This window comes from Streptococcus shenyangsis (assembly GCF_006385785.1).
Taxonomy (GTDB): domain Bacteria; phylum Bacillota; class Bacilli; order Lactobacillales; family Streptococcaceae; genus Streptococcus; species Streptococcus shenyangsis.
The window spans coordinates 165,865-188,524 of the sequence record NZ_VFSH01000002.1 but is presented as its reverse complement, the minus strand read 5'-3'; the positions used below and the strand labels follow the sequence as shown (position 1 = coordinate 188,524).

General features: G+C 42.6%; 24 protein-coding genes and 2 pseudogenes. 19 read left to right on the top strand and 7 right to left on the bottom strand.

The window, feature by feature from the left end:
* The first annotated feature begins 50 nt into the window (after positions 1-50).
* The 5 genes and pseudogenes from pabB (at position 51) to FJR77_RS02590 (ending at position 4,634) form a co-directional block, all read left to right on the top strand.
* A complete protein-coding gene (pabB, locus tag FJR77_RS02610; RefSeq protein ID WP_061759161.1) occupies positions 51-1,772 on the top strand; it encodes an aminodeoxychorismate synthase component I in 1,722 nt (573 codons plus the stop codon).
* Positions 1,773-1,871 (top strand): annotated as a pseudogene (locus tag FJR77_RS10255) (alpha/beta fold hydrolase); the annotation flags it as partial.
* 58 nt (positions 1,872-1,929) lie between these two features.
* A pseudogene (locus FJR77_RS02600) lies at positions 1,930-2,616 on the top strand (excalibur calcium-binding domain-containing protein); the annotation flags it as partial.
* A gap of 117 nt (positions 2,617-2,733) precedes the next feature.
* Positions 2,734-3,693 carry an ROK family glucokinase gene (locus FJR77_RS02595; protein WP_140833110.1) on the top strand — a complete coding sequence of 320 codons (960 nt, stop codon included), beginning with the start codon at positions 2,734-2,736 and terminating at the stop codon, positions 3,691-3,693.
* Positions 3,694-3,794: 101 nt separating this feature from the next.
* The gene (locus FJR77_RS02590; RefSeq protein ID WP_140833112.1) at positions 3,795-4,634 is read left to right on the top strand and encodes a thymidylate synthase; all 840 of its coding nucleotides are present in this window, start codon (positions 3,795-3,797) and stop codon (positions 4,632-4,634) included.
* A gap of 49 nt (positions 4,635-4,683) precedes the next feature.
* Here FJR77_RS02590 and FJR77_RS02585 read toward each other — a convergent pair whose 3' ends face one another.
* A complete protein-coding gene (locus FJR77_RS02585) occupies positions 4,684-4,854 on the bottom strand; it encodes a DUF3042 family protein (RefSeq protein WP_001051777.1) in 171 nt (56 codons plus the stop codon).
* A 120-nt stretch (positions 4,855-4,974) separates the two neighbouring features.
* On the opposite strand from FJR77_RS02585, the gene miaA reads away from it, so the two are divergent.
* Genes miaA through FJR77_RS02560 form a run of 5 tightly spaced genes read left to right on the top strand, consistent with a single transcriptional unit; the run spans position 4,975 to position 9,426 of the window.
* Positions 4,975-5,859 carry a tRNA (adenosine(37)-N6)-dimethylallyltransferase MiaA gene (miaA, locus tag FJR77_RS02580; RefSeq protein ID WP_140833114.1) on the top strand — a complete coding sequence of 295 codons (885 nt, stop codon included), beginning with the start codon at positions 4,975-4,977 and terminating at the stop codon, positions 5,857-5,859.
* A complete protein-coding gene (hflX, locus tag FJR77_RS02575; protein WP_140833116.1) occupies positions 5,852-7,090 on the top strand; it encodes a GTPase HflX in 1,239 nt (412 codons plus the stop codon). Before miaA ends, hflX begins: the two co-directional genes overlap by 8 nt.
* Positions 7,083-7,706: a cystathionine beta-lyase gene (locus FJR77_RS02570; protein WP_140833118.1), complete on the top strand. Its 624-nt coding sequence runs from the start codon at positions 7,083-7,085 to the stop codon at positions 7,704-7,706. The genes hflX and FJR77_RS02570 overlap by 8 nt, the downstream gene beginning before the upstream one ends.
* A gap of 14 nt (positions 7,707-7,720) precedes the next feature.
* Positions 7,721-8,650 carry a ribonuclease Z gene (gene rnz / locus FJR77_RS02565; RefSeq protein ID WP_140833120.1) on the top strand — a complete coding sequence of 310 codons (930 nt, stop codon included), beginning with the start codon at positions 7,721-7,723 and terminating at the stop codon, positions 8,648-8,650.
* Between the two features lie 20 nt (positions 8,651-8,670).
* Positions 8,671-9,426 carry an SDR family NAD(P)-dependent oxidoreductase gene (locus FJR77_RS02560; RefSeq protein ID WP_140833122.1) on the top strand — a complete coding sequence of 252 codons (756 nt, stop codon included), beginning with the start codon at positions 8,671-8,673 and terminating at the stop codon, positions 9,424-9,426.
* A 53-nt stretch (positions 9,427-9,479) separates the two neighbouring features.
* On the opposite strand, the gene FJR77_RS02555 is transcribed toward FJR77_RS02560, so the two are convergent.
* Positions 9,480-10,388 (bottom strand): LysR family transcriptional regulator, encoded by a 909-nt coding sequence (locus FJR77_RS02555; protein WP_001222592.1) that lies wholly within the window; start codon positions 10,386-10,388, stop codon positions 9,480-9,482.
* 63 nt (positions 10,389-10,451) lie between these two features.
* On the opposite strand from FJR77_RS02555, the gene FJR77_RS02550 reads away from it, so the two are divergent.
* The gene (locus FJR77_RS02550; protein WP_000051783.1) at positions 10,452-10,721 is read left to right on the top strand and encodes a YqgQ family protein; all 270 of its coding nucleotides are present in this window, start codon (positions 10,452-10,454) and stop codon (positions 10,719-10,721) included.
* Positions 10,721-11,104, top strand: coding sequence for a rhodanese-like domain-containing protein (locus FJR77_RS02545; protein ID WP_140833124.1), 384 nt, complete (start codon positions 10,721-10,723; stop codon positions 11,102-11,104). The genes FJR77_RS02550 and FJR77_RS02545 overlap by 1 nt, the downstream gene beginning before the upstream one ends.
* Before the next feature lie 34 nt (positions 11,105-11,138).
* Here FJR77_RS02545 and FJR77_RS02540 read toward each other — a convergent pair whose 3' ends face one another.
* Positions 11,139-11,864 carry a 16S rRNA pseudouridine(516) synthase gene (locus FJR77_RS02540; protein WP_140833126.1) on the bottom strand — a complete coding sequence of 242 codons (726 nt, stop codon included), beginning with the start codon at positions 11,862-11,864 and terminating at the stop codon, positions 11,139-11,141.
* A 161-nt stretch (positions 11,865-12,025) separates the two neighbouring features.
* Between FJR77_RS02540 and typA the strand changes: the two genes are divergently transcribed.
* From typA to pyrE, 7 genes are all read left to right on the top strand, one after another.
* A complete protein-coding gene (gene typA, locus FJR77_RS02535; protein WP_000164108.1) occupies positions 12,026-13,867 on the top strand; it encodes a translational GTPase TypA in 1,842 nt (613 codons plus the stop codon).
* 19 nt (positions 13,868-13,886) lie between these two features.
* Complete coding sequence (locus FJR77_RS02530; protein ID WP_061759174.1) at positions 13,887-14,141, top strand: DUF3165 family protein; 255 nt, start codon at positions 13,887-13,889, stop codon at positions 14,139-14,141.
* A gap of 113 nt (positions 14,142-14,254) precedes the next feature.
* The gene (gene murD, locus FJR77_RS02525) at positions 14,255-15,607 is read left to right on the top strand and encodes a UDP-N-acetylmuramoyl-L-alanine--D-glutamate ligase (protein ID WP_140833127.1); all 1,353 of its coding nucleotides are present in this window, start codon (positions 14,255-14,257) and stop codon (positions 15,605-15,607) included.
* A 2-nt stretch (positions 15,608-15,609) separates the two neighbouring features.
* Positions 15,610-16,668 (top strand): UDP-N-acetylglucosamine--N-acetylmuramyl-(pentapeptide) pyrophosphoryl-undecaprenol N-acetylglucosamine transferase, encoded by a 1,059-nt coding sequence (locus FJR77_RS02520; protein WP_140833128.1) that lies wholly within the window; start codon positions 15,610-15,612, stop codon positions 16,666-16,668.
* Positions 16,669-16,677: 9 nt separating this feature from the next.
* Complete coding sequence (locus FJR77_RS02515; protein ID WP_140833130.1) at positions 16,678-17,913, top strand: cell division protein FtsQ/DivIB; 1,236 nt, start codon at positions 16,678-16,680, stop codon at positions 17,911-17,913.
* A 231-nt stretch (positions 17,914-18,144) separates the two neighbouring features.
* A complete protein-coding gene (gene pyrF, locus FJR77_RS02510; RefSeq protein WP_140833132.1) occupies positions 18,145-18,846 on the top strand; it encodes an orotidine-5'-phosphate decarboxylase in 702 nt (233 codons plus the stop codon).
* 33 nt (positions 18,847-18,879) lie between these two features.
* On the top strand, positions 18,880-19,512 hold the full coding sequence (pyrE, locus tag FJR77_RS02505) for an orotate phosphoribosyltransferase (RefSeq protein WP_140833134.1): 633 nt from the start codon (positions 18,880-18,882) through the stop codon (positions 19,510-19,512).
* Between the two features lie 62 nt (positions 19,513-19,574).
* Here the strand turns inward: pyrE and FJR77_RS02500 are convergent, their stop codons facing one another.
* The 4 genes from FJR77_RS02500 to FJR77_RS02485 are packed head-to-tail and all read right to left on the bottom strand — an operon-like array spanning position 19,575 to position 22,517.
* Positions 19,575-20,429: a cysteine ABC transporter substrate-binding protein gene (locus tag FJR77_RS02500; protein ID WP_140833136.1), complete on the bottom strand. Its 855-nt coding sequence runs from the start codon at positions 20,427-20,429 to the stop codon at positions 19,575-19,577.
* An 11-nt stretch (positions 20,430-20,440) separates the two neighbouring features.
* Positions 20,441-21,199, bottom strand: a complete 759-nt coding sequence (locus tag FJR77_RS02495; protein ID WP_140833138.1) for an amino acid ABC transporter ATP-binding protein — start codon at positions 21,197-21,199, stop codon at positions 20,441-20,443.
* Positions 21,200-21,877 carry an amino acid ABC transporter permease gene (locus FJR77_RS02490; protein WP_140833140.1) on the bottom strand — a complete coding sequence of 226 codons (678 nt, stop codon included), beginning with the start codon at positions 21,875-21,877 and terminating at the stop codon, positions 21,200-21,202.
* Positions 21,837-22,517: an amino acid ABC transporter permease gene (locus FJR77_RS02485; RefSeq protein WP_140833142.1), complete on the bottom strand. Its 681-nt coding sequence runs from the start codon at positions 22,515-22,517 to the stop codon at positions 21,837-21,839. Before FJR77_RS02485 ends, FJR77_RS02490 begins: the two co-directional genes overlap by 41 nt.
* Positions 22,518-22,660: the final 143 nt, after the last annotated feature.

Genomic DNA, 22,660 nt, shown 5'->3' with positions numbered 1-22,660 from the left:
TCATCTGCTTTGCGGATGAGGGTTTTCTTATTTTGTGCTATACTTAAGGTATGCATAGAAAAACAGTGATTGATTTTAGGGCTTTGGGGGAGAGATACATCTTTACCCAGCCCATTAAAGAGTTGAAAACGAGAAATGTAGCAGAAGTAACAGCCTTATTGGCACAAGTGGAAAGCTACCAAGAGCAGGGCTACTATGTGGTGGGCTATGTCAGCTACGAGGCTGCACCTGCTTTTGAGGAGAAATTAGCAGTTCACAAGGCTCCTTTATTGGACGAGTATTTGCTTTACTTTACTGTTCATGATAGGGTGGAAACATCCCTTATTCCTCTGATTTATGACGAGGTTAATTTGCCGTCTGATTGGCAGGAAGTAACGTCTGCAGCAAACTATGAAAAGGCTATTGCTCAGATTCACCATCATTTGCGGCAGGGAGACACCTATCAGGTCAACTATACCGTCCAACTCAAGCAAGATTTAAGCGCTAATCCTTTTGCCATCTACAATCGCATGGTGGTAGAGCAGGAGGCGGGCTACAATGCCTATGTTGAACATGACGAGATGGCAGTGATTTCCATGAGTCCAGAACTCTTTTTTGAGCAAAATGACCGTGAGTTGACAACGCGACCAATGAAGGGAACGACTCAGCGTGGCATGACTGACCAAGAAGACTTGGAGCAGGCCAGTTGGTTAGAGCAGGATCCCAAAAATCGCTCTGAAAATATGATGATTGTGGACCTCTTGCGCAACGATATGAACCGTATTTCTGAAGTGGGAAGTGAGCATGTGGAGCGTTTGTGTCAAGTGGAGCAATATTCGACTGTCTGGCAGATGACTTCGACCATCAAGAGTCAGTTGCGAGAGGATGTGGATTTGGTTACCATTTTTCGCTCTCTCTTTCCTTGTGGTTCCATAACGGGCGCACCGAAAATTGCGACTATGGAAATCATTAAGGACTTGGAACCACAACCGCGTGGAGTCTACTGTGGAACCATTGGTCTCTTGCTTCCAAATGGACGACGGATTTTCAATGTCGCCATTCGGACCATTCAACTGTATCAAGGGAAAGCCATCTATGGAGTTGGCGGAGGCATTACATGGGATAGCACTTGGGAATCTGAATACCGCGAGGTTCATCAAAAGGCAGCCGTTCTTTATCGTAAACAAGCTCGTTTCAAACTGATTACTACAGGGAAAATCAGCCAGAAGAACTTGTTGTTTGAGAATCAACATATAGAAAGGCTGAGAAAAGCTAGTCGATATTTTGCCTTTCCTTTTGATGCAGAAGACTTAAGACAAAAGATAGAGGAAGAGTGTCAGGCTTGTGATGCTAATCAAGATTACCGCTTGCGAATTTCTCTCAGCAAGTCTGGAGAGATAGAAGTCGATCGCCAAGTATTAACACCCCTTAGTACAAGCTTTTGTCAGGTCCAACTCTGCCTTCAGGAAGCCAATTTGCAGCAAGCCTTTACCTACTTCAAAACCACTCACAGACCGCATTTGAACCTAGGGGAACAAGAGAAGATTTACCACAATAAGTCAGGAGAACTGCTTGAAACCTCTATCGGAAATTTGGTTTTGAAAATCTCTGGTAAACTCTACACACCGCCTATCAGACTTGGTATCTTACCAGGAATTTATCGTCAGCACTTGCTGGAAACAGGACAGGTAGAAGAGAAAGTCTTGACTTTAAAAGACTTAGCCCGAGCGGAAGCTATTTACGGCTGTAATGCAGTGAGAGGTTTGTATGAATTAAGACTTGAGGAAAACTAGGTGAAACTGATATTTTTACACGGGTTAGGGCAGTCAGCAGAGAGTTGGAAAGAAGTTCGGAATAAAACGAAGGATAGGCTTACAAAGACTCTTGAATTGCTGAAATAAGTTTGATAAAATAATATTGAAAACGATATCATAATTATGGGAGAAAGAAATGAACAAACGTCTATTTTTAAAAATGAGTCTGGCTACCCTGCCAGCTTTAGCCTTGTTTTCACAACCTGTGTTAGCAGAAGAAAACGTTCATTTTTCTAGTTGTAAGGAAGCTTGGGCGAATGGATACTCGGATATTCACGAGGGAGAACCAGGATATTCTGCCAAGTTAGACCGTGATCATGATGGTGTGGCTTGCGAATTGAAAAGTGCTCCTAAGGGTGCTTTTAAAGCAAAACAAGCGGCTACAACTCAAACTGATACAAATTCATCCACAGCAAGTGGTTGGGTTAAGCAGAACGGTGCTTGGTACTATTTTAATGGAAATGGAAATCTAGTGAAAAATGCTTGGCAGGGAAGCTATTACCTTAAAGCCGATGGTAAAATGGCACAGAGCGAATGGATTTATGACTCTTCTTATCAAGCTTGGTATTATTTGAAATCAGATGGTTCTTATGCAAAGAATGCATGGCAAGGAGCTTACTACCTTAAGTCACACGGTAAAATGGCACAAGGTGAGTGGGTTTATGACTCTTCTTATCAAGCCTGGTATTACTTGAAATCAGATGGTTCTTATGCTCGCAATGCATGGCAAGGAAACTACTATTTGAAATCAGATGGCAAAATGGCTAAAAATGAGCGAGTTGATGGAGGTCGCTACTATGTAGATGCCTCAGGTCTCTGGAAACCATAAGTTGGAATAAAATCTAGAAAGTTAATGCAAACCTTTGCATAAACGATTAGTTTTTGTTATACTAATACTGTAAGCATTTTCAATTAATTCATAATGAAAAAGGAGAATATGATGAGTCAAAAGATTATTGGGATTGACCTTGGTGGAACTTCTATCAAATTTGCAATCTTGACAACAGCAGGAGAAATCCAAGAAAAATGGTCTATCAAGACTAATATTTTGGATGAGGGAAGTCATATCGTTGATGATATGATTGAGTCTATTCAACATCGTTTGGACTTGCTTGGATTGGCAGCAGCAGACTTCCAAGGTATTGGAATGGGATCACCAGGTGTGGTTGACCGTGAAAAAGGAACAGTTATTGGTGCCTACAACCTAAACTGGAAAACCCTTCAACCAATCAAAGAAAAAATGGAAAAAGCCTTGGGCATTCCATTCTTCATCGATAATGATGCTAACGTGGCAGCTCTTGGTGAGCGCTGGATGGGGGCTGGTGATAACCAACCAGACGTTGTCTTTATGACACTTGGTACAGGTGTTGGTGGTGGTATCGTCGCAGAAGGCAAATTGCTTCACGGTGTGGCTGGTGCAGCAGGTGAGCTTGGCCACATCACTGTTGATTTTGACCAACCAATCGCATGTACTTGCGGTAAGAAAGGTTGCCTTGAGACAGTTGCTTCAGCAACAGGTATTGTCAACTTGACTCGTCGTTATGCCGATGAATACGAAGGCGATGCAGCCTTGAAACGCTTGATTGATAATGGAGAAGAAGTAACTGCTAAGACTGTCTTTGACCTTGCAAAAGAAGGAGACGATCTTGCCTTGATCGTTTACCGTAACTTCTCACGTTACTTGGGTATTGCATGTGCCAACATTGGCTCGATCCTAAACCCATCAACAATTGTTATCGGTGGCGGTGTGTCAGCTGCAGGAGAATTCCTTCTACAAGGTGTTCAAAAGGTTTACGACGAAAATACCTTCCCACAAGTACGCACAACAACTAAATTGGCTCTTGCAACTCTAGGAAATGATGCTGGAGTGATTGGTGCTGCATCACTTGTCTTGCAATAAATAAACATAAAAAGGAGAAAATTGCTTTCTGTAAGCGAGTGATTTTCCTCCTTTCTTTTTTTATGCTATACTAGTTAAGACAATAATTGAGGTGAGAGTAAATGACAAAAGCAGACACGATTTTTAAAGAAAATATCGAGCGAATCTTGAATGAGGGTGTGTTTTCCGAGCAAGCTCGTCCTAAGTACAAGGATGGAACAGTGGCTAACTCTAAGTATGTAACGGGTGCTTTTGCCGAGTATGACTTGGCAAAAGGGGAATTCCCCATCACGACCTTGCGTCCCATTGCCATCAAATCCGCCATCAAGGAATTGCTCTGGATTTACCAAGACCAGTCCAACAGCCTAGAAGTGCTTAATGACAAGTACAATGTTCATTATTGGAATGACTGGGAAGTGGGAGATACAGGAACCATTGGTGAGCGCTATGGGGCTGTTGTTAAGAAACACGACATCATCAACAAGCTTCTCAAACAGTTGGAAGTTAACCCTTGGAACCGTCGCAATATCATCTCCCTTTGGGATTACCAAGCTTTTGAGGAGACAGACGGCCTTCTTCCATGCGCCTTTCAGACCATGTTTGATGTCCGTCGTGTAGATGGGGAAATCTATCTGGATGCGACTTTGACCCAGCGCTCGAATGATATGCTGGTGGCCCACCACATCAATGCTATGCAGTATGTGGCTCTTCAAATGATGATTGCCAAGCATTTTGGCTGGAAGGTTGGGAAGTTCTTCTACTTCATCAACAACCTCCATATCTATGACAATCAATTTGAACAAGCTCAGGAATTGCTTCGTCGTGAGCCTTCAAACTGTCAACCACGTTTGGTCTTGAATGTTCCAGATGGGACCAATTTCTTTGATATTAAAGCAGAAGATTTTGAGTTGGTGGATTATGACCCTGTTAAGCCGCAGTTGAAGTTTGACTTAGCTATTTAAAAGAATAGGAAAAAGAAGTTGAGAAATAAATCCCAACTTCTTTTGTTGCTTAACGTGATACGCGACGACGAGCTGCTTTTTTACGGTTTTCTTCGATGAAAGCTGCTTTTTGCTCTTCTGGTTCGATTACTTTCTTTTTAAATGCGTATACTGCACCTGCAAGTGCAGCGACAGTTCCTGCGACACCTGTTACAAGACCTTTAGCGAATCCTTTAGCCATGAGTCTTCCTCCTTTATATTCTCAATCAGCCAGCCTCCTCAAGAGGTCACATTTTTCTGACTGACCTTTTTGTGTTATAATAATAGTAACGAAAAAATGGGAATTTTTCAAGGAAAAAAGATGAAAACAAAAATAATTGTGATTGTTGGACCGACTGCTGTTGGAAAAACAGCCCTTGCCATTGAAGTGGCCAAGCGTTTTAATGGCGAAGTGGTTAGTGGAGATAGCCAGCAAGTCTATCGAGGACTTGATATTGGGACGGCTAAGGCTAGTCCAGAAGAGCAGGCAGCTGTTCCCCATCATTTAATCGATGTTAGAGAGGTAACCGAGTCTTACTCGGCTTTTGATTTTGTTTCAGAAGCTAAGATGGCTATTGAAGATATTCACAGCCGTGGTAAGCTAGCCATTATCGCTGGTGGAACTGGGCTTTATATCCAGAGCTTGTTAGAAGGCTACCATCTGGGTGGAGAGACCCCCCATGAGGAGATTTTGGACTATCGAGCTAGTTTAGAGCCTTATACAGATGAGGAATTAGCTCATCTTGTGGACCAAGCAGGTCTTGAAATTCCCCAGTTTAATCGTCGTCGTGCGATGCGTGCCTTGGAAATTGCCCATTTTGGTCAGAATTTGGAAAATCAAGAGACCTTGTATGAACCATTGATTATCTGCTTGGATGATGAGCGCAGTCAATTATATGAGCGTATCAATAACAGAGTGGACCTGATGTTTGAGGCTGGGCTTTTGGATGAGGCTAAGTGGCTCTTTGACCATTATCCAGATGTGCAGGCTGCTAAAGGAATTGGTTACAAGGAACTCTTCCCCTATTTTCGCGGAGAGCAGACCTTGGAAGAAGCCAGTGAGAGTCTCAAACAGGCTACCCGTCGTTTTGCCAAGCGTCAGCTGACCTGGTTCCGTAATCGCATGCAGGTCACCTTTTATCAGATCGGAGAGTCTGGTGTAAAAGATCGCATTTTAAGCCAGATAGAGGAGTTTTTAGATGATTGATACGGAGAAAAAAGAGGAGCGAGTCCTGCTAATTGGTGTTGAGCTACAAGGCATGGATAATTTTGACGTCTCCATGGAAGAGTTGGCCAGTCTGGCTAAGACAGCTGGGGCAGTTGTTGTAGATAGCTACAGACAAAAACGTGAAAAGTATGACTCCAAGACCTTTGTCGGCTCTGGTAAGTTGGAAGAAATTGCGCTCATGGTGGATGCAGAAGAGATTACTACTGTCATCGTTAACAACCGTCTGACTCCACGGCAAAATGTCAATATAGAGGAAGTTTTGGGTGTCAAGGTCATTGACCGTATGCAGTTGATTTTGGATATCTTTGCCATGCGGGCTCGAAGCCATGAAGGCAAACTTCAAGTCCACCTAGCTCAGCTCAAGTACCTCCTACCTCGTCTAGTCGGTCAAGGTATTATGCTCAGTCGTCAGGCAGGGGGAATTGGTTCCCGTGGACCTGGTGAAAGCCAGCTGGAGCTGAACCGTCGTAGTGTTCGCAATCAAATCACAGATATAGAGCGTCAGCTCAAGGTGGTTGAGAAGAATCGGGCGACTGTCAGAGAAAAACGTCTGGAGTCTAGCACCTTTAAGATTGGTTTGATTGGTTACACCAATGCTGGGAAATCAACTATCATGAACACTTTGACCAGTAAGACCCAGTATGAGGCTGACGAGCTCTTTGCGACTCTGGATGCGACGACTAAGAGTATTCATCTAGGGGGCAATCTTCAGGTAACTTTGACAGATACCGTGGGCTTCATCCAAGATTTGCCGACAGAGTTGGTGTCTAGTTTCAAATCAACCTTGGAAGAAAGCAAGAATGTGGACCTTCTGGTTCATGTCATTGATGCCAGCAATCCTTACCACGAGGAACATGAGAAAACAGTTCTTTCCATCATGAAAGACTTGGACATGGAGGATATTCCTCGCCTGACCCTTTATAATAAAGCGGATTTGGTGGAGGATTTTACGCCGACCCAAACGCCTTATGCCCTCATTTCTGCCAAGGCTGAGGATAGTCGTGAGAATTTGCAGGCACTATTTTTAGAGAAAATCAAGGATATTTTTGAATCTTTTACTCTGCGCGTGCCTTTTTCTAAGTCCTACAAGATTCATGATTTAGAAAGTGTTGCGATTTTGGAAGAACGTGATTATCAGGAGGACGGAGAAGTCATTAGAGGCTATATTTCTGAGAAAAACAAATGGAGGTTAGAAGAATTTTATGACTGATATTAAAACTTTAGCTCTAAAGTATGGAGGTTATACAAGTCTGGATAAGGTCTATCTGGATCAACTTCTAGCTGGTAAAACAGAGCAAGAGCAGTTGGCACTGATCACTCCTCCACCTAGCGTGGTCAATGCCTACTTTGCAGAACTCTACCAGAAAAAGAGTCCTGAAGCAGCGACGGATTATTTTGCGGAACTCAGTCAGGAACTGAATTTCTACAATGTTGAGCCAAGTTTCACTCTCGAAAACAAACCTTTTATTCGTCTTAATCTGTCTGGTAAATCCTTTGGTTTTTGTTATGAGAGTGAGGGACTGGGTCGGATTTTCTCTGAAAATGAAGAGAAAATTTCGGATGACTTGCTTTTTGAAATTGCGCAAATTTTCCCCCATCAACTGGTCTTTGAAGAGTCTGGTAAGATTTACATGAAGGCTGTTGTAGATGAGGAAGTTGTTAGCGTGGAAAGTCTGACAGCTTTGACTGATTTGGAAAGCTTGGCTGATGGTCACAAACGTCTTAAAGGCTACAGCCAAGAGGATTTACTGCAAGAAGCCACAGCTTTTTCTGGCAAGCGCTATTTCCGATCGGAAAACCGCACAGCTATGTTATATATTGATTAATTAGAAAGTATCGAATGGATATTCAATTTTTAGGAACGGGGGCTGGTCAGCCCTCTAAAGCCCGCAATGTTTCAAGTCTCGCTCTGAAACTTTTGGATGAGATTAACGAAGTTTGGCTCTTTGACTGTGGAGAAGGAACGCAAAATCGCATTCTAGAGACCACGATTCGACCACGTAAGGTCAGCAAAATCTTTATCACCCATCTGCATGGCGACCACATTTTTGGCTTGCCTGGTTTCCTTTCTAGTCGTGCCTTTCAGGCCAATGAAGAGCAGACAGATTTGGAAATCTATGGACCTCAAGGCATCAAATCTTTTGTATTGACCAGTCTACGAGTGTCAGGTTCACGCCTGCCCTATAAGATTCATTTCCATGAATTTGACCAAGATTCTCTAGGGAAAATTCTTGAAACAGATAAATTCACGGTGTATGCGGAAGAGTTGGACCACACTATTTTTTGTGTTGGTTATCGTGTCATGCAAAAGGACCTAGAAGGAACGCTAGATGCTGAAAAACTCAAGTCTGCTGGTGTCCCATTTGGCCCGCTTTTTGGGAAAATCAAAAACGGTCAGGACGTTGTTCTTGAAGACGGTACTGAAATCAAGGCAACAGACTATATCTCAGCTCCCCGTCCAGGTAAAATTATCACTATTTTAGGAGACACTCGAAAAACGGATGCCAGTGTGCGTCTAGCTGTCAATGCTGATGTCCTTGTCCATGAATCTACTTATGGCAAGGGTGATGAAAAGATTGCTCGTAACCATGGTCACTCAACCAACATGCAGGCAGCGCAGGTCGCAGTAGAAGCAGGTGCTAAACGCCTCTTGCTCAACCATATCAGTGCCCGTTTCCTCTCAAAGGATATCAGCAAGCTCAAAAAAGACGCTGCTAGTGTTTTTGAAAATGTCCATGTGGTCAAAGACTTGGAAGAAGTGGAAATCTAAAAGATTGGGAAAGGATAAGTATGCCTACTATTCTTATTACAGGAGCTAGCGGTGGTCTAGCCCAAGAAATGGTCAAACTCTTGCCAAATGACCAACTCATCTTGCTTGGTAGAAATAAGGAAAAATTAGTCCAACTCTACGGAAACCATCCCCATGCAGAATTGATTGAAATCGATATTACCGATGACTCAGCCTTAGAAACTCTGGTAACAGACCTCTATCTCCGCTATGGCAAGATTGATGTCTTAATTAACAATGCTGGTTACGGGATTTTTGAAGAATTTGACCAGATTTCTGACCAAGATATTCACCAGATGTTTGAGGTCAATACCTTTGCCCTAATGAATCTGTCTCGTCGCCTTGCGGCTCGAATGAAGGAAAGTCGAAAAGGCCATATTATCAATATTGTTAGCATGGCAGGTTTGATTGCTACTGGCAAGTCTAGTCTCTACTCAGCCACTAAGTTTGCAGCCATTGGTTTTTCAAATGCTCTGCGCCTCGAACTTATGCCATATGGAGTCTATGTGACAACAGTCAATCCAGGACCTATCCGTACAGGATTTTTTGACCAAGCGGACCCAGATGGAACCTATCTCAAATCGGTTGACCGTTTCCTACTAGAAGCAGATGTAGTGGCTAAAAAGATTGTTAAGATTATAGGGAAAAACAAACGAGAACTCAATCTCCCGATTTTGTTGAACCTAGCCCATAAGTTTTATACTCTCTTTCCCAAGCTAGCTGATAAGTTGGCAGGGGGAATCTTTAATTATAAATAAAAAGAACCAATGTGTAGGTTATTGCTAGCCTACATATTGGTTCTTATCCTTTCTCAACTATCAAATTGGACTTCTTCTAGTAGATAGTCAATAAAGCGTTCGCCCATCTTAGATAGGCTGGTTTTCTCATGCTGGATATAGACCAGCTCAATTGGGTCATCAATATCCAGTGGGATAGAAACGATATTGTCTCCGTTGAGGTTGCTGTTCAAAATCCCTGTCGCAATGGTGTAACCATCTAAACCAATCAAGAGATTAAAGAGGGTAGCACGGTCACTGACCACGATAGATTTTTTGTGGTGTTCTTGAGAAAGAATTTCCTCTGAAAAGTAGAAGGAGTTGTGTGTCCCTTGGTCATAACTAAGGTAAGGGAAATTTTCCAAGTCAGACAGTTTTACCTTGTCTTTCTTTGCCAGAGGATTGGTCTTGCTGACAAAGATATGGGGCTGGGCGGTAAAGAGATGGTGAGCCAGCAGGTGGTTGTCATCCAGCATTTTGGTTAAAACATCACGGTTGTAGCTGTTTAAGAAGAGGACACCGACCTCACTACGGAAGTTCTTGACGTCGTCGATAATCTCCCAAGTACGAGTTTCACGAAGGAAGAGCTCGTATTTCTCCATATCGCTTTTCTTGAGCAGAGAGACAAAGGCATTGACCACAAAGGCATAGTGTTGAGACGAAACGCTAAAGAGTTCGCGGTGGGCGACAGGGTTTTTATAGCGTTCCTCTAGAAGCTGGGTCTGCTCGACAACCTGACGGGCGTAAGAGAGAAACTCCATCCCATCACGGGTCAAGGTGATTCCCTTGGGATTGCGGATAAAGATCTCAATGCCCATTTCATTTTCCAAATCTCTCACAGCATTGGAAAGACTAGGCTGAGTGATAAAGAGTTGCTTGGCTGCTTCATTCATGGAGCCAGTTTCGACGATTTTGATAATATAGTGTAATTGTTGAATTCTCATGTTTTTATTGTACCACACTTGCGTCAGAATCGCCAAAGAAGATAGGAAAATCAGGGGCATTGTGTGAGTCTCTTCTTGAAAAAAACACAAAATTTTGCTAGAATGGGTCTTATGAAAACATTCTATGATGTGCAGCAATTCCTCAAACGATTTGGTATTATTGTTTACATGGGAAAACGCTTATATGATATTGAACTGATGAAGTTGGAACTCTCTCGGATTTACGATGCAGGGTTGATGGATAAATTAGACTATCTAGAGGCAGAAGCAGTTCTTCGCAGAGAGCACAAGGTAGAATTGGATTATATTGAGAAAAATGGAGAAAAGAACTAATGGTTACTTGGATTTTGTGGGCACTTATACTAGCAATGTTGGCGTGGATGGGCTTTAACTATCTTCGTATTCGTCGTGCGGCTAAAATTGTAGACAATGAAGAGTTTGAAGCCTTGATTCGTACGGGTCAATTGATTGATTTGCGCGACCCAGCAGAATTCCACAGAAAGCATATCCTTGGAGCTCGCAATATTCCTTCAAGTCAGTTGAAAACTAGTCTTGCAGCCCTTCGTAAAGATAAATCTATCCTTCTTTACGAAAACCAACGTGCGCAACGGGTCACAAATGCAGCCCTTTACTTGAAAAAACAAGGCTTTTCTGAGATTTATATCCTTTCTTATGGTTTGGATTCTTGGAAAGGTAAAGTCAAAGTTGAGAAATAAGAAAACGAGCTTGGATATTTTCCGAGCTCATTTTTTAACCACTTTTTCTGAGAAATTCACGAATGCTTGCCAACTCTTCTGAGTTAAGGGGGCGGTAGTCTCCCTCTTGAAGATGATCATCCAAACTCCAAGGGCCAAAATGGGTACGTTTAAGGGAGGTCACTTTGACACCAACCGAGAGGAACATTTTCTTAACTTGATGAAATTTTCCTTCTGAAATGCTGATAGAGGCTTGACTGAGAGAAGGACTTGCAGATAGAATTTCTAGCCTTGCAGGTTTACAGATAGTGCCATCTAAAAAGACAATTCCCTTTTGAAAGGCTTGAATATGGTCAGGTGTCAGGAGTCCATTAACCTCAACTTGGTAGGTCTTATCGACATGATATTGGGGATGGAGGAGTTGAAAGCCCAAAGGGCCGTTGTCGGTCAAGAGGAGGAGCCCAGTCGTATCTCGGTCCAGTCGGCCAACAGCATAGAGCTTGTCAGACTGGATGTCAGATGGAAGCAGGTCCATGACAGTTGGAAGTTCCTTGTCTTTGTTGGCTGTCACGACACCAGCAGGCTTATGAAGCATAAGATAGGTGTGCTCATAGCCTTGAATGATTCGGCCTTGAAAAAGGAGTTTTTGTAGTCCTGTATCGATATTCTGAGCTAGGGAGCGGGCTGGGCAACCATCGACGAGAATTTCCCCTTTGAAGAGTGCTTGCTTCATAGTCTTTCGACTGATTTTTTCTTGGGCTAATAAATTATCTAAACGCATACTGTGCCTATCTTATCATAAGTCGCTTGCTTTGAAAAGGCTTGACGTGAAAAGAAAAGCAGAGTGAAAACATTTACACTTGCTTGAATTATGTTATTTACTTGAAATTATGGTATAATCGTTCAGTTAGAAAATAAATTTTGAATATTATAGAGGAAATCATGACAAAATTAAGAGAAGATATCCGTAACATTGCGATTATCGCCCACGTTGACCACGGGAAAACAACCCTCGTTGACGAATTATTGAAACAATCAGAAACACTTGATGCACGTACTGAATTGGCAGAGCGTGCTATGGACTCAAACGATATTGAAAAAGAGCGTGGAATCACCATCCTTGCTAAAAATACTGCCGTTGCCTATAACGGAACTCGTATTAACATCATGGACACACCAGGACACGCGGACTTCGGTGGAGAAGTTGAGCGTATCATGAAAATGGTTGACGGTGTTGTCTTGGTCGTAGATGCCTACGAAGGAACAATGCCACAGACTCGTTTCGTATTGAAAAAAGCCTTGGAACAAGACCTTGTGCCAATCGTGGTTGTTAACAAAATCGACAAACCATCAGCTCGCCCAGCAGAAGTAGTGGACGAAGTATTGGAACTTTTCATCGAGCTTGGTGCAGATGATGACCAGCTTGACTTCCCAGTGGTGTATGCTTCAGCTATTAACGGAACTTCTTCGTTGTCAGATGATCCAGCTGACCAAGAAGCGACTATGGCACCAATCTTTGACACGATTATTGACCACATCCCAGCTCCAGTAGATAACTCAGATGAGCCTTTGCAGTTCCAAGTATCACTTTTGGACTACAATGACTTCGTTGGACGTATTGGTATCGGTCGTGTCTTCCGTGGTACAGTTAAGGTTGGGGACCAAGTTACCCTTTCTAAACTTGATGGCACAACTAAAAACTTCCGTGTTACAAAACTCTTCGGTTTCTTTGGTTTGGAACGTCGTGAAATCCAAGAAGCTAAAGCTGGTGACTTGATTGCTGTTTCAGGTATGGAAGACATCTTTGTCGGGGAAACCATTACTCCGACAGACGCAATCGAAGCTCTTCCAATCCTACATATCGATGAGCCAACTCTTCAAATGACTTTCTTGGTTAACAACTCACCATTTGCTGGTAAAGAAGGTAAATGGGTAACTTCTCGTAAGGTGGAAGAACGTTTGCAGGCCGAATTGCAAACAGACGTTTCCCTTCGTGTTGACCCAACTGATTCACCAGATAAATGGACAGTTTCAGGTCGTGGAGAATTGCACTTGTCAATCCTTATCGAAACAATGCGTCGTGAAGGTTATGAACTTCAAGTATCTCGTCCAGAAGTTATCGTAAAAGAAATCGACGGTGTTAAATGTGAACCATTTGAACGTGTTCAAATCGATACTCCAGAAGAATACCAAGGATCTGTTATCCAAAGCCTTTCTGAACGTAAAGGTGAAATGTTGGATATGATTTCAACTGGTAATGGTCAAACTCGTTTGGTCTTTCTTGTTCCAGCGCGTGGTTTGATTGGGTACTCAACTGAGTTCTTGTCAATGACTCGTGGTTACGGTATTATGAACCATACCTTCGACCAATACTTGCCATTGATTCCAGGTGAAATTGGTGGTCGTCACCGTGGTGCCCTTGTTTCTATCGATGCTGGTAAGGCTACAACTTACTCAATCATGTCTATCGAAGAACGTGGTACAATCTTTGTCAACCCAGGTACTGAAGTTTACGAAGGAATGATCATCGGTGAAAACTCTCGTGAAAATGACTTGACAGTTAACATCACTAAGGCAAAACAAATGACCAACGTTCGTTCAGCTACTAAGGACCAAACAGCTGTAATCAAGACGCCTCGTATCTTGACACTTGAAGAATCTCTTGAGTTCTTGAACGACGATGAGTACATGGAAGTAACGCCTGAGTCTATCCGTTTGCGTAAACAAATCCTTAACAAGGCAGAGCGTGAGAAAGCTAATAAGAAGAAAAAATCAGCTGAATAAGAGCTAGAAAGAGATAAAGATGGTTTATTTAATCATAGGAATCCTCTTATTACTACTCTATGTATTTGCGACACCACAAAGCATTAAAGGGACAGTCAATATCGTCCTTGTCGTCTTTGCTTTCGTAGCACTTTTGATTTTGCTGATGCTGTCTGTCCTGCAAATCTTTCAGCTACCGACAGAATTCTTTATCGCAATCGCCATGCTCTTCCTAGCATACTTTAGCTTGCGAGATATTACCCTCATGTCGGTCCATAAAAGTAAAAGAAGATAAAAGAGAGTTTCGGCTCTCTTTTTGCTTGTTAGAATGCCTAATCTGAGCATTTTCATTTAGAATTATTTCCATAAAAATGGTAAAATAGTAGGAGTAGAAATGGAGTTTGAGACATGAAAGTAATAGATCAATTTAGAAATAAGAAAGTCCTTGTTTTAGGTTTGGCCAAGTCTGGTGAATCTGCAGCTCGTTTGTTGGATAAGCTAGGTGCCATTGTGACGGTAAATGATGGGAAGCCTTTCGAAGACAATCCAGCTGCGCAAAGTTTGCTGGAAGAAGGGATCAAGGTTATCACAGGTGGCCATCCTTTGGAACTTTTGGATGAAGAGTTTGCCCTTATGGTGAAAAATCCAGGCATTCCCTACAGCAATCCTATGATTGAAAAGGCTTTGGCCAAGGGAATTCCAGTCTTGACTGAGGTGGAATTGGCTTACTTGATTTCAGAAGCGCCCATTATCGGTATCACAGGTTCAAATGGAAAAACAACCACAACGACTATGATTGGGGAAGTTTTGACTGCTGCTGGGCAACATGGTCTTTTATCAGGAAATATCGGCTATCCTGCCAGTCAGGTTGCTCAAACTGCGACAGACAAGGACACGCTTGTCATGGAACTTTCTTCCTTCCAACTCATGGGTGTGCAAGAATTCCATCCTGAGATTGCTGTTATTACCAATCTCATGCCAACTCATATCGACTACCACGGTTCTTTTGAGGAATATGTAGCAGCTAAGTGGAATATCCAGAACAAGATGACAGCAGCTGATTTCCTTGTCTTAAACTTTAACCAAGACTTGGCAAAAGAATTGGCTACCCAAACACAGGCTACTGTTGTTCCATTTTCAACACAGGAAAAGCTTGCTGGAGCTTATCTAGAAGATGGTAAACTCTACTTCCGTGGGGAAGTTGTCATGGCAGCTAGCGAAATCGGAGTTCCAGGTAGTCACAATGTGGAAAATACCCTTGCGACGATTGCTGTAGCCAAGCTTCGTGGTGTTGATAACCAAACCATCAAAGAAACTCTTTCAGCCTTTGGTGGTGTCAAACACCGTCTCCAATTTGTGGATGAAATCAAAGGTGTTAAGTTCTATAATGATAGTAAATCAACCAATATCTTGGCTACTCAAAAAGCCTTGTCAGGATTTGACAACAGCAAGGTCGTCTTGATTGCAGGTGGTTTGGATCGTGGCAATGAGTTTGACGAATTGGTTCCAGATATTACTGGACTCAAGAAGATGGTCATCCTTGGTCAGTCTGCAGAACGTGTCAAACGGGCAGCGGATAAGGCTGGTGTAGCTTATGTGAATGCGACTGATATTGCAGATGCGACCCGCAAGGCCTACGAGCTTGCGACTCAAGGAGACGTAGTCCTTCTCAGTCCTGCCAATGCTAGCTGGGATATGTATGCTAACTTTGAAGTACGTGGCGACCTCTTTATCGACACAGTAGCGGAGTTAAAGGAATAAGTATGAAAAAAATTGTCTTTACAGGTGGGGGGACGGTTGGACACGTGACCCTCAATCTTTTGTTAATGCCCAAGTTTATCGAAGATGGCTGGGAAGTCCACTATATCGGGGACAAGCGTGGTATTGAACACCAAGAAATCCTCAAGTCAGGTTTGGATGTCACCTTTCATTCCATTGCGACTGGAAAATTGCGTCGCTATTTCTCTTGGCAAAATATGATGGACGTCTTTAAAGTTGGCTGGGGGATTGTCCAATCTCTCTTTATCATGTTGCGACTTCGTCCACAGGCCCTTTTTTCAAAGGGAGGTTTTGTCTCTGTGCCGCCTGTTATCGCAGCGCGTGTGTCAGGAGTGCCTGTCTTTATTCACGAATCTGACCTGTCTATGGGCTTGGCCAATAAAATCGCCTATAAATTTGCGACTAAGATGTATTCAACCTTTGAACAAGCTTCAAGTTTGTCTAAGGTTGAGCATGTGGGAGCAGTGACCAAGGTTTCAGATCAAAAAAATCCAGAACCCGATGAATTGGTGGATATTCAAACCCACTTTAATCCCCAATTGCCAACTGTATTGTTTGTCGGTGGTTCAGCAGGCGCTCGTGTCTTTAACCAATTGGTGACAGACCATAAGAAAGAACTGACAGAGCGCTACAATATTATCAATCTAACTGGAGATTCTAGCCTGAACGAGTTGAGCCAAAATCTTTTTCGTGTTGACTATGTGACCAATCTCTATCAACCCTTGATGGAATTGGCTGATATTGTTGTGACAAGAGGTGGCGCCAATACGATTTTTGAGCTCTTGGCCATGGCAAAATTACATGTTATTGTGCCGCTTGGTCGTGAAGCTAGTCGTGGAGACCAGATTGAAAACGCAGCCTACTTTGTTAAGAAAGGCTATGCAGAAGAGCTTCAAGAAAGCGATTTGACCTTGGATAGTTTGGAAGAGAAGCTGTCTCACTTACTAAGCCACAAGGAAGACTACCAAGCTAAGATGAAGGCTTCTAAGGAATTGAAATCTCTAGCAGATTTTTATCAACTATTGAAAAACGATTTATCATAAGGAAAGTAAATGTCAAAAGATAAGAAAAATGAGGGCAAAGAAATCCTCGAAGAATTGAAAGAGTTATCAGAATGGCAGAAACGAAACCAAGAATATCTAAAAAAGAAGGCTGAAGAAGAGGCGGCCCTAGCTGAGGAGAAGAAAAAGGAAAGACAAGCTCGAATGGGAGAAGAATCTGAGAAGTCAGAGGACAAGGAGAGTGAAGCTGACCCAGAAGACTCAGAATCAGCCATGGAAGAGTCTGAAGAAAAAGTAGCATCCTCAGAGGGAGATAAAGAGGAAGAAGAGATAGAAGAATCAGGGGCTAAAGAGGGCGAGGAACAGGATAAAAAGCTTGCTAAAAAGGCTACAAAAGAAAAACCAGCCAAAGCAAAGATTCCTGGCCTCCATATCTTACGAGCCTTAACGATTTTATTTCCAAGTCTGCTTTTATTGATTGTCTCTGTTTACTTACTCAGTCCTTATGCGACTATGAAGGATATCCGTGTTGAGGGAACGGTGCAAACTACAGCTGATGATATTCGACAGGCTTCAGGCATTCAGGATTCGGATTATACGATTAACCTTCTGCTAGACAAGGCAAAATATGAAGAGCAGATCAAGTCTAACTATTGGGTTGAATCAGCTCAACTTGTCTATCAATTTCCAACCAAGTTTACTATCAAGGTCAAGGAATATGATATTGTTGCCTACTATGTTTCTGGTGAAAATCATTATCCTATTCTTTCCAGTGGTCAGCTTGAGACCAGTGCTGTGAGCTTGGTCAGTCTACCAGAAACTTATTTGTCAGTTCTCTTTAATGATAGTGAACAAATCAAGGCTTTTGTCTCAGAACTTTCTCAAATTAGCCCAGAACTCAAGGCTGCTATCCAAAAGGTGGAGCTAGCCCCAAGCAAGGTGACTTCCGATTTAATTCGATTGACCATGTATGATACAGATGAAGTCTTGGTTCCCCTGTCTGAAATGAGCAAGAAATTACCTTACTACAGTAAGATTAAGCCTCAATTGTCAGAACCGAGTGTGATTGACATGGAAGCTGGAATTTACAGTTACACTGTAGCGGATAAATTAATTATGGAGGCAGAAGAAAAAGCTAAAAAAGAGGCCGAAGAAGCTGAGAAGAAACAGAAAGACGAAGAGAAGAAAAGGCTAGAAGAACAGCAGAATAAATTGGAAGAAGAGAAGAAAAAGCTGGAGGAAGAAAGCAATCGAAATCAAACGCCCCAGCGTTCACCGCGTCGCTAGGTTTACCTTTTTTCTCATAGTACTTTAGTGACTAGTTTTTACTTGACAAGTGCTAGTAGAAATAATAGAATAGTAAAAAACCTTTAAAGCAGTCCAGAGAGGCAGCTAAGGTTAGACGATGAAAGGGTGGAGACTACCCATTTTTCGTGGAACCTTGCTGTTGGCAGGTTCCTTTTTTCGTGTCTTCTGTTGGCCAGACTCTCTCACTAGCAAAGGTAAAAGGAGAAACCTATGCGAGAACATCGTCCAGTCATTGCTCTTGATTTTCCTAGTTTTGAGGCAGTCAAGGAATTCTTAGCTCTTTTTCCAGAGGAAGAAAGCCTTTATCTCAAGGTAGGGATGGAGCTTTATTATGCAACGGGACCTGAGATTATTTCCTATTTAAAAAACTTGGGACATAGCGTCTTTCTTGATCTCAAACTTCATGACATTCCCAATACAGTCAAATCAGCCATGAAGGTCCTGTCTCAGCTTGGTGTGGATATGACCAATGTTCATGCGGCTGGGGGTGTAGAGATGATGAAGGCTGCGCGTGAAGGTCTTGGAAACCAAGCCAAATTGATTGCAGTGACTCAGCTCACATCAACCTCAGAAGCTCAGATGCAGGAGTTTCAAAATATCCAAACCAGCCTGCAAGAGTCTGTGATTCATTATGCTAAGAAGACAGCTGAAGCGGGTTTGGATGGTGTCGTTTGCTCGGCTCAGGAAGTGCAAGTCATCAAGCAGGCTACCAATCCAGATTTTATCTGTCTGACACCGGGCATTCGTCCACAGGGAGCTGCTGTTGGTGATCAAAAACGCGTGATGACACCTGCTGATGCCTATCAAATCGGTAGTGACTATATCGTAGTGGGACGTCCCATTACCCAAGCTGAGGCTCCTGTTGCAGCTTATTATGCTATCAAGGATGAATGGACACAGGACTGGAATTAAAGAACTAGATTAGAAAAATAAAAGGAGAATACCATGACACTTGCTAAAGATATCGCTAGCCACCTCTTGAAAATTCAAGCCGTTTACCTCAAACCAGAGGAGCCTTTCACTTGGGCATCTGGTATTAAGTCACCGATTTATACTGATAATCGTGTGACACTAGCCTATCCAGAAACTCGTACCCTAATTGAAAATGGCTTTGTGGAAGCTATTAAAGAAGCCTTTCCTGAGGTTGAGGTGATTGCAGGAACTGCAACAGCAGGGATTCCACACGGAGCTATTATTGCTGATAAGATGGACCTTCCTTTTGCCTACATCCGTAGCAAACCAAAAGACCACGGTGCTGGTAATCAAATCGAAGGCCGAGTAGCTCAAGGTCAAAAAATGGTAGTGGTTGAAGACCTGATTTCAACAGGTGGTTCTGTTCTCGAGGCCGTGGCAGCAGCCAAGCGAGAAGGAGCAGAGGTTCTCGGTGTTGTAGCGATTTTCAGCTACCAATTGCCAAAAGCAGACAAAAACTTTGCAGATGCGGGTGTTAAGCTGGTGACGCTTTCTAACTACAGTGAACTCATTCACTTAGCCCAAGAAGAAGGATATATCACACCAGAAGGATTGGATCTCCTAAAACGCTTTAAAGAAGACCAAGAAAATTGGCAAAATGTTTAGAGCATAGAAAAATCAGGTAGTCGCTAGGATTACCTGATTTCTTTTTGTGATTTCATTAAGTATTAGTCGACTTTTCCACCTTCAACAACCAGGTCATCTACTTTAGCAGCGTCACCATAGGTTGGGTGAAGTGTTTTTTCATAGGCCTTGTGGAAGAAGTTTTCCTTACCTAATTTTTCAATATCTTTATTGATGAAGTCTAGCAATTCTTGGTTGCCTTTTTGAACTGCTGCCGCAATGGTATCTGGATTACCAAGAGAAGTAATTCCTACTTCAAATCCTTTATTTTCAAGCGCCCAAGCTAGAACTTCCGTATTGTCAGTAGAGAAGGCATCTCCACGTCCGTCAAGAAGGGCTTGGTAAGAGTCACTGTATTGGTCGTATTTTTGGAGTTTGATTTCTGGATGATTCTTTTCAAAATAAGTCTCAGCAGTCGTTCCTTTTGTAACAATTAAGGTTTTACCTTCAAGTTGTTTGACGTCTGTAATGAGACCAGTCTTAGGTGATACGACACCCAGAGAAACTTTCATATATGGAAGGGCAAAGTCAACTTGTTTCTTACGTTCGTCAGTTACTGTAAAGTTGGCAAGGGTAATATCCACCTTGTTTGAAATCAAGTATTCCGCACGGTTGGCAGCATCAACTGAAACGTATTTAACCTTGACACCAAGGTCTTGAGCCAGTTGGTTCCCAAGCTCAATATCGTAACCTTTGTAAGAACCATCATTGTCAACGTAACCAAAAGGTTTCTTATCTCCAAATACGGCGATTCGCAGTTCACCGCTTTTTTTGATTTCATCGATTGTGCGAGCCTTGGCCGTCGTTTTTCCAGATGAGGAACCTGAGCTACAAGCTGTGACAAAGATAAGGGCAAAGGCAAGTGCCAAAACAGTTAAGAGTGGTTTGAATAGTTTCATAAGAATCTCCTTTATAGATATGAGCCAAATTGGCTAAAGTCAAAGACGTTTAAAAATTCTTGTGCTCGTTTGGTTTGTGGATTTGTGAAGAATTCTTGAGCAGTTCCTTCTTCAGCAATCTTCCCTTGGTCAAGGAAGATGATGCGATCGGCAATTGCTTGGGTAAACTGCATTTCATGGGTTACCAGAATCATGGTACGGCCTTCTTGAGCCAAATCATTGATAAGTTCCAGCACCTCACGCACCATTTCTGGATCCAGCGAAGCAGTCACTTCGTCAAAGAGGATAATTTCTGGATGCATGAGCAGGGCACGGACAATTGCAACCCGTTGCTTTTGTCCACCAGATAACTGGCGAGCAAAGCTATGTTGTTTATCTAGTAAACCGACTCGTTCTAGTAGTTTCAAAGCTTCTTCAGTGACTTCTTTCTTGTCTCTCCCTTGAGCCTTGATAGGGCCTAGGATGAGGTTTTGAAGGACATCCAAGTGAGGGAAGAGTTCATAACTTTGAAAGACCATGCCAATCTTTTGGCGAACTAGGTGAAAATCTTTTTTATTTTCAACGATAGACTGACCATCCAGCAGGATATCTCCACCTTGAATACTTTCTAAGCCATTGAGGCAACGAAGGAGGGTACTTTTCCCACAACCAGATGGCCCTAGGATGACGACAACTTCCCCTTTATTGATTTGTAGAGATAGACCTTGGAGGATGGGATTGTCTCCGAAGGATTTTTTTAGTTCCTTGATTTCTAAGATAGTTTCAGACATTTAGTTCCTCCAATGTTTTTCTAGGTGAGTGGATAGTTTGGAAATAGGAAAGCAGACTGCGAAATACAAGACAAGAATGGTTCCATAAATCCAGAAGGAAGCGGTTGGGATGGTCAGGCGATTGCTATCGATGATTTGCTGTCCAACCTTGGTCACTTCAACTACCCCAATCAAGACAACCAAGGAAGTGGTTTTGATCATCCGAGTGACAAGGTTAATGGCTTGTGGAAGCAATCTTCTCAAGACCTGTGGGATGATGATGTGGTAGTAAAGTTGAACATTGGTCAAGCCGAGCGCCTGTCCACTTTCAAACTGATGCTTAGAGAGGGAAGTGATAGCTCCACGTACCAAGTCTCCCATTTCAGCTGTTCCCCAGAGGGTAAAAACGATAATAGCAGAAGTTTCACCTGAGATATTAATATTAAAGTTTCGAGCCAGGCCAAAGTAAACGATAAAAAGTAGCACCAACTGGGGCATGATACGGATGAATTCCAGATAAAATCGTGTCAAAAATCGTACGATTTTAGAATGGGAGGTCATGATGATTCCCATGACTGTTCCGAACATCATGGATAAGAGGACAGACAGGATGGATATTCCAATCGTAACGCCCAGTCCCTGTACGATTCTCAAGAGATTATTTCCCTGAAAGAGTACTTGGATTCCCGAATACTGCATGGCGGAGCCTCCTTTCTATCCAGCTAAAGACCAGTGAGATAGGTAGCAGCATGATCAGGTAAGCAATTACCAACATAGCCAGCGCAATATCTGTCTCATAGTAGAGCCCAATCAAGTCCTTGGCGACGTACATGAGATCGGCCAAAGCCACTGCTGAGAAAACAGAGGTTTCCTTGATGAGGAAAATGACATTGGCACTAAAAGACGGTAGGGCAACTGCTGTTGCTTGCGGCAGAACCACATAGCGAAAAACCTGAAATGGAGTAAGCCCGATGGCTAAACCAATTTCATGCTGGGTTTGACTGACAGCTTCTAGTCCACTTCGGAAGGATTCCGCCATGTAGGAACCACCTAAAAAGACCAGTCCTAAAGTGGCACAGACTTCCGAAGATAGCACAATCCCTATTCGGGGAAGTCCGAAATAGAGAAAGAAGAGTTGAATCAAAAGGGGCGTGTTGCGTGACAATTCAATGTAGGCTGTCGCTACTTGCGCCAAAACAGGGATTCGATAATGTCGGATGATACTAACGATTAAACCGAGCAGAAAGGATCCCAGAATCCCCCAAAATGCAATATGTAAGGTCAGAAGAAATGCCTTTTGATATAGTGGTAGATATTGTTCAACAATGGACCAATCCAAAACTAGAACCTCCCATCTAGAAATAATACAGTTATTGTAGCACTTAAAATCTTCTTTGGATAATATCTATTTTTTATTGACCTTATAAGGATTTTTTATCATAGAAATAAAATTTCTGAAATTTCCAAACAAAATATTTGAAA

Excerpts from the sequence above, each read along its gene's own strand:
- pabB (WP_061759161.1), top strand. The coding sequence starts at position 51 with ATGCATAGAAAAACAGTGATTGATTTTAGGGCTTTGGGGGAGAGATAC.
- FJR77_RS02595 (WP_140833110.1), top strand. The coding sequence starts at position 2,734 with ATGAGTCAAAAGATTATTGGGATTGACCTTGGTGGAACTTCTATCAAA.
- FJR77_RS02590 (WP_140833112.1), top strand. The coding sequence starts at position 3,795 with ATGACAAAAGCAGACACGATTTTTAAAGAAAATATCGAGCGAATCTTG.
- FJR77_RS02585 (WP_001051777.1), bottom strand. The coding sequence starts at position 4,854 with ATGGCTAAAGGATTCGCTAAAGGTCTTGTAACAGGTGTCGCAGGAACT.
- miaA (WP_140833114.1), top strand. The coding sequence starts at position 4,975 with ATGAAAACAAAAATAATTGTGATTGTTGGACCGACTGCTGTTGGAAAA.
- hflX (WP_140833116.1), top strand. The coding sequence starts at position 5,852 with ATGATTGATACGGAGAAAAAAGAGGAGCGAGTCCTGCTAATTGGTGTT.
- FJR77_RS02570 (WP_140833118.1), top strand. The coding sequence starts at position 7,083 with ATGACTGATATTAAAACTTTAGCTCTAAAGTATGGAGGTTATACAAGT.
- rnz (WP_140833120.1), top strand. The coding sequence starts at position 7,721 with ATGGATATTCAATTTTTAGGAACGGGGGCTGGTCAGCCCTCTAAAGCC.
- FJR77_RS02560 (WP_140833122.1), top strand. The coding sequence starts at position 8,671 with ATGCCTACTATTCTTATTACAGGAGCTAGCGGTGGTCTAGCCCAAGAA.
- FJR77_RS02555 (WP_001222592.1), bottom strand. The coding sequence starts at position 10,388 with ATGAGAATTCAACAATTACACTATATTATCAAAATCGTCGAAACTGGC.
- FJR77_RS02545 (WP_140833124.1), top strand. The coding sequence starts at position 10,721 with ATGGTTACTTGGATTTTGTGGGCACTTATACTAGCAATGTTGGCGTGG.
- FJR77_RS02540 (WP_140833126.1), bottom strand. The coding sequence starts at position 11,864 with ATGCGTTTAGATAATTTATTAGCCCAAGAAAAAATCAGTCGAAAGACT.
- typA (WP_000164108.1), top strand. The coding sequence starts at position 12,026 with ATGACAAAATTAAGAGAAGATATCCGTAACATTGCGATTATCGCCCAC.
- FJR77_RS02530 (WP_061759174.1), top strand. The coding sequence starts at position 13,887 with ATGGTTTATTTAATCATAGGAATCCTCTTATTACTACTCTATGTATTT.
- murD (WP_140833127.1), top strand. The coding sequence starts at position 14,255 with ATGAAAGTAATAGATCAATTTAGAAATAAGAAAGTCCTTGTTTTAGGT.
- FJR77_RS02520 (WP_140833128.1), top strand. The coding sequence starts at position 15,610 with ATGAAAAAAATTGTCTTTACAGGTGGGGGGACGGTTGGACACGTGACC.
- FJR77_RS02515 (WP_140833130.1), top strand. The coding sequence starts at position 16,678 with ATGTCAAAAGATAAGAAAAATGAGGGCAAAGAAATCCTCGAAGAATTG.
- pyrF (WP_140833132.1), top strand. The coding sequence starts at position 18,145 with ATGCGAGAACATCGTCCAGTCATTGCTCTTGATTTTCCTAGTTTTGAG.
- pyrE (WP_140833134.1), top strand. The coding sequence starts at position 18,880 with ATGACACTTGCTAAAGATATCGCTAGCCACCTCTTGAAAATTCAAGCC.
- FJR77_RS02500 (WP_140833136.1), bottom strand. The coding sequence starts at position 20,429 with ATGAAACTATTCAAACCACTCTTAACTGTTTTGGCACTTGCCTTTGCC.
- FJR77_RS02495 (WP_140833138.1), bottom strand. The coding sequence starts at position 21,199 with ATGTCTGAAACTATCTTAGAAATCAAGGAACTAAAAAAATCCTTCGGA.
- FJR77_RS02490 (WP_140833140.1), bottom strand. The coding sequence starts at position 21,877 with ATGCAGTATTCGGGAATCCAAGTACTCTTTCAGGGAAATAATCTCTTG.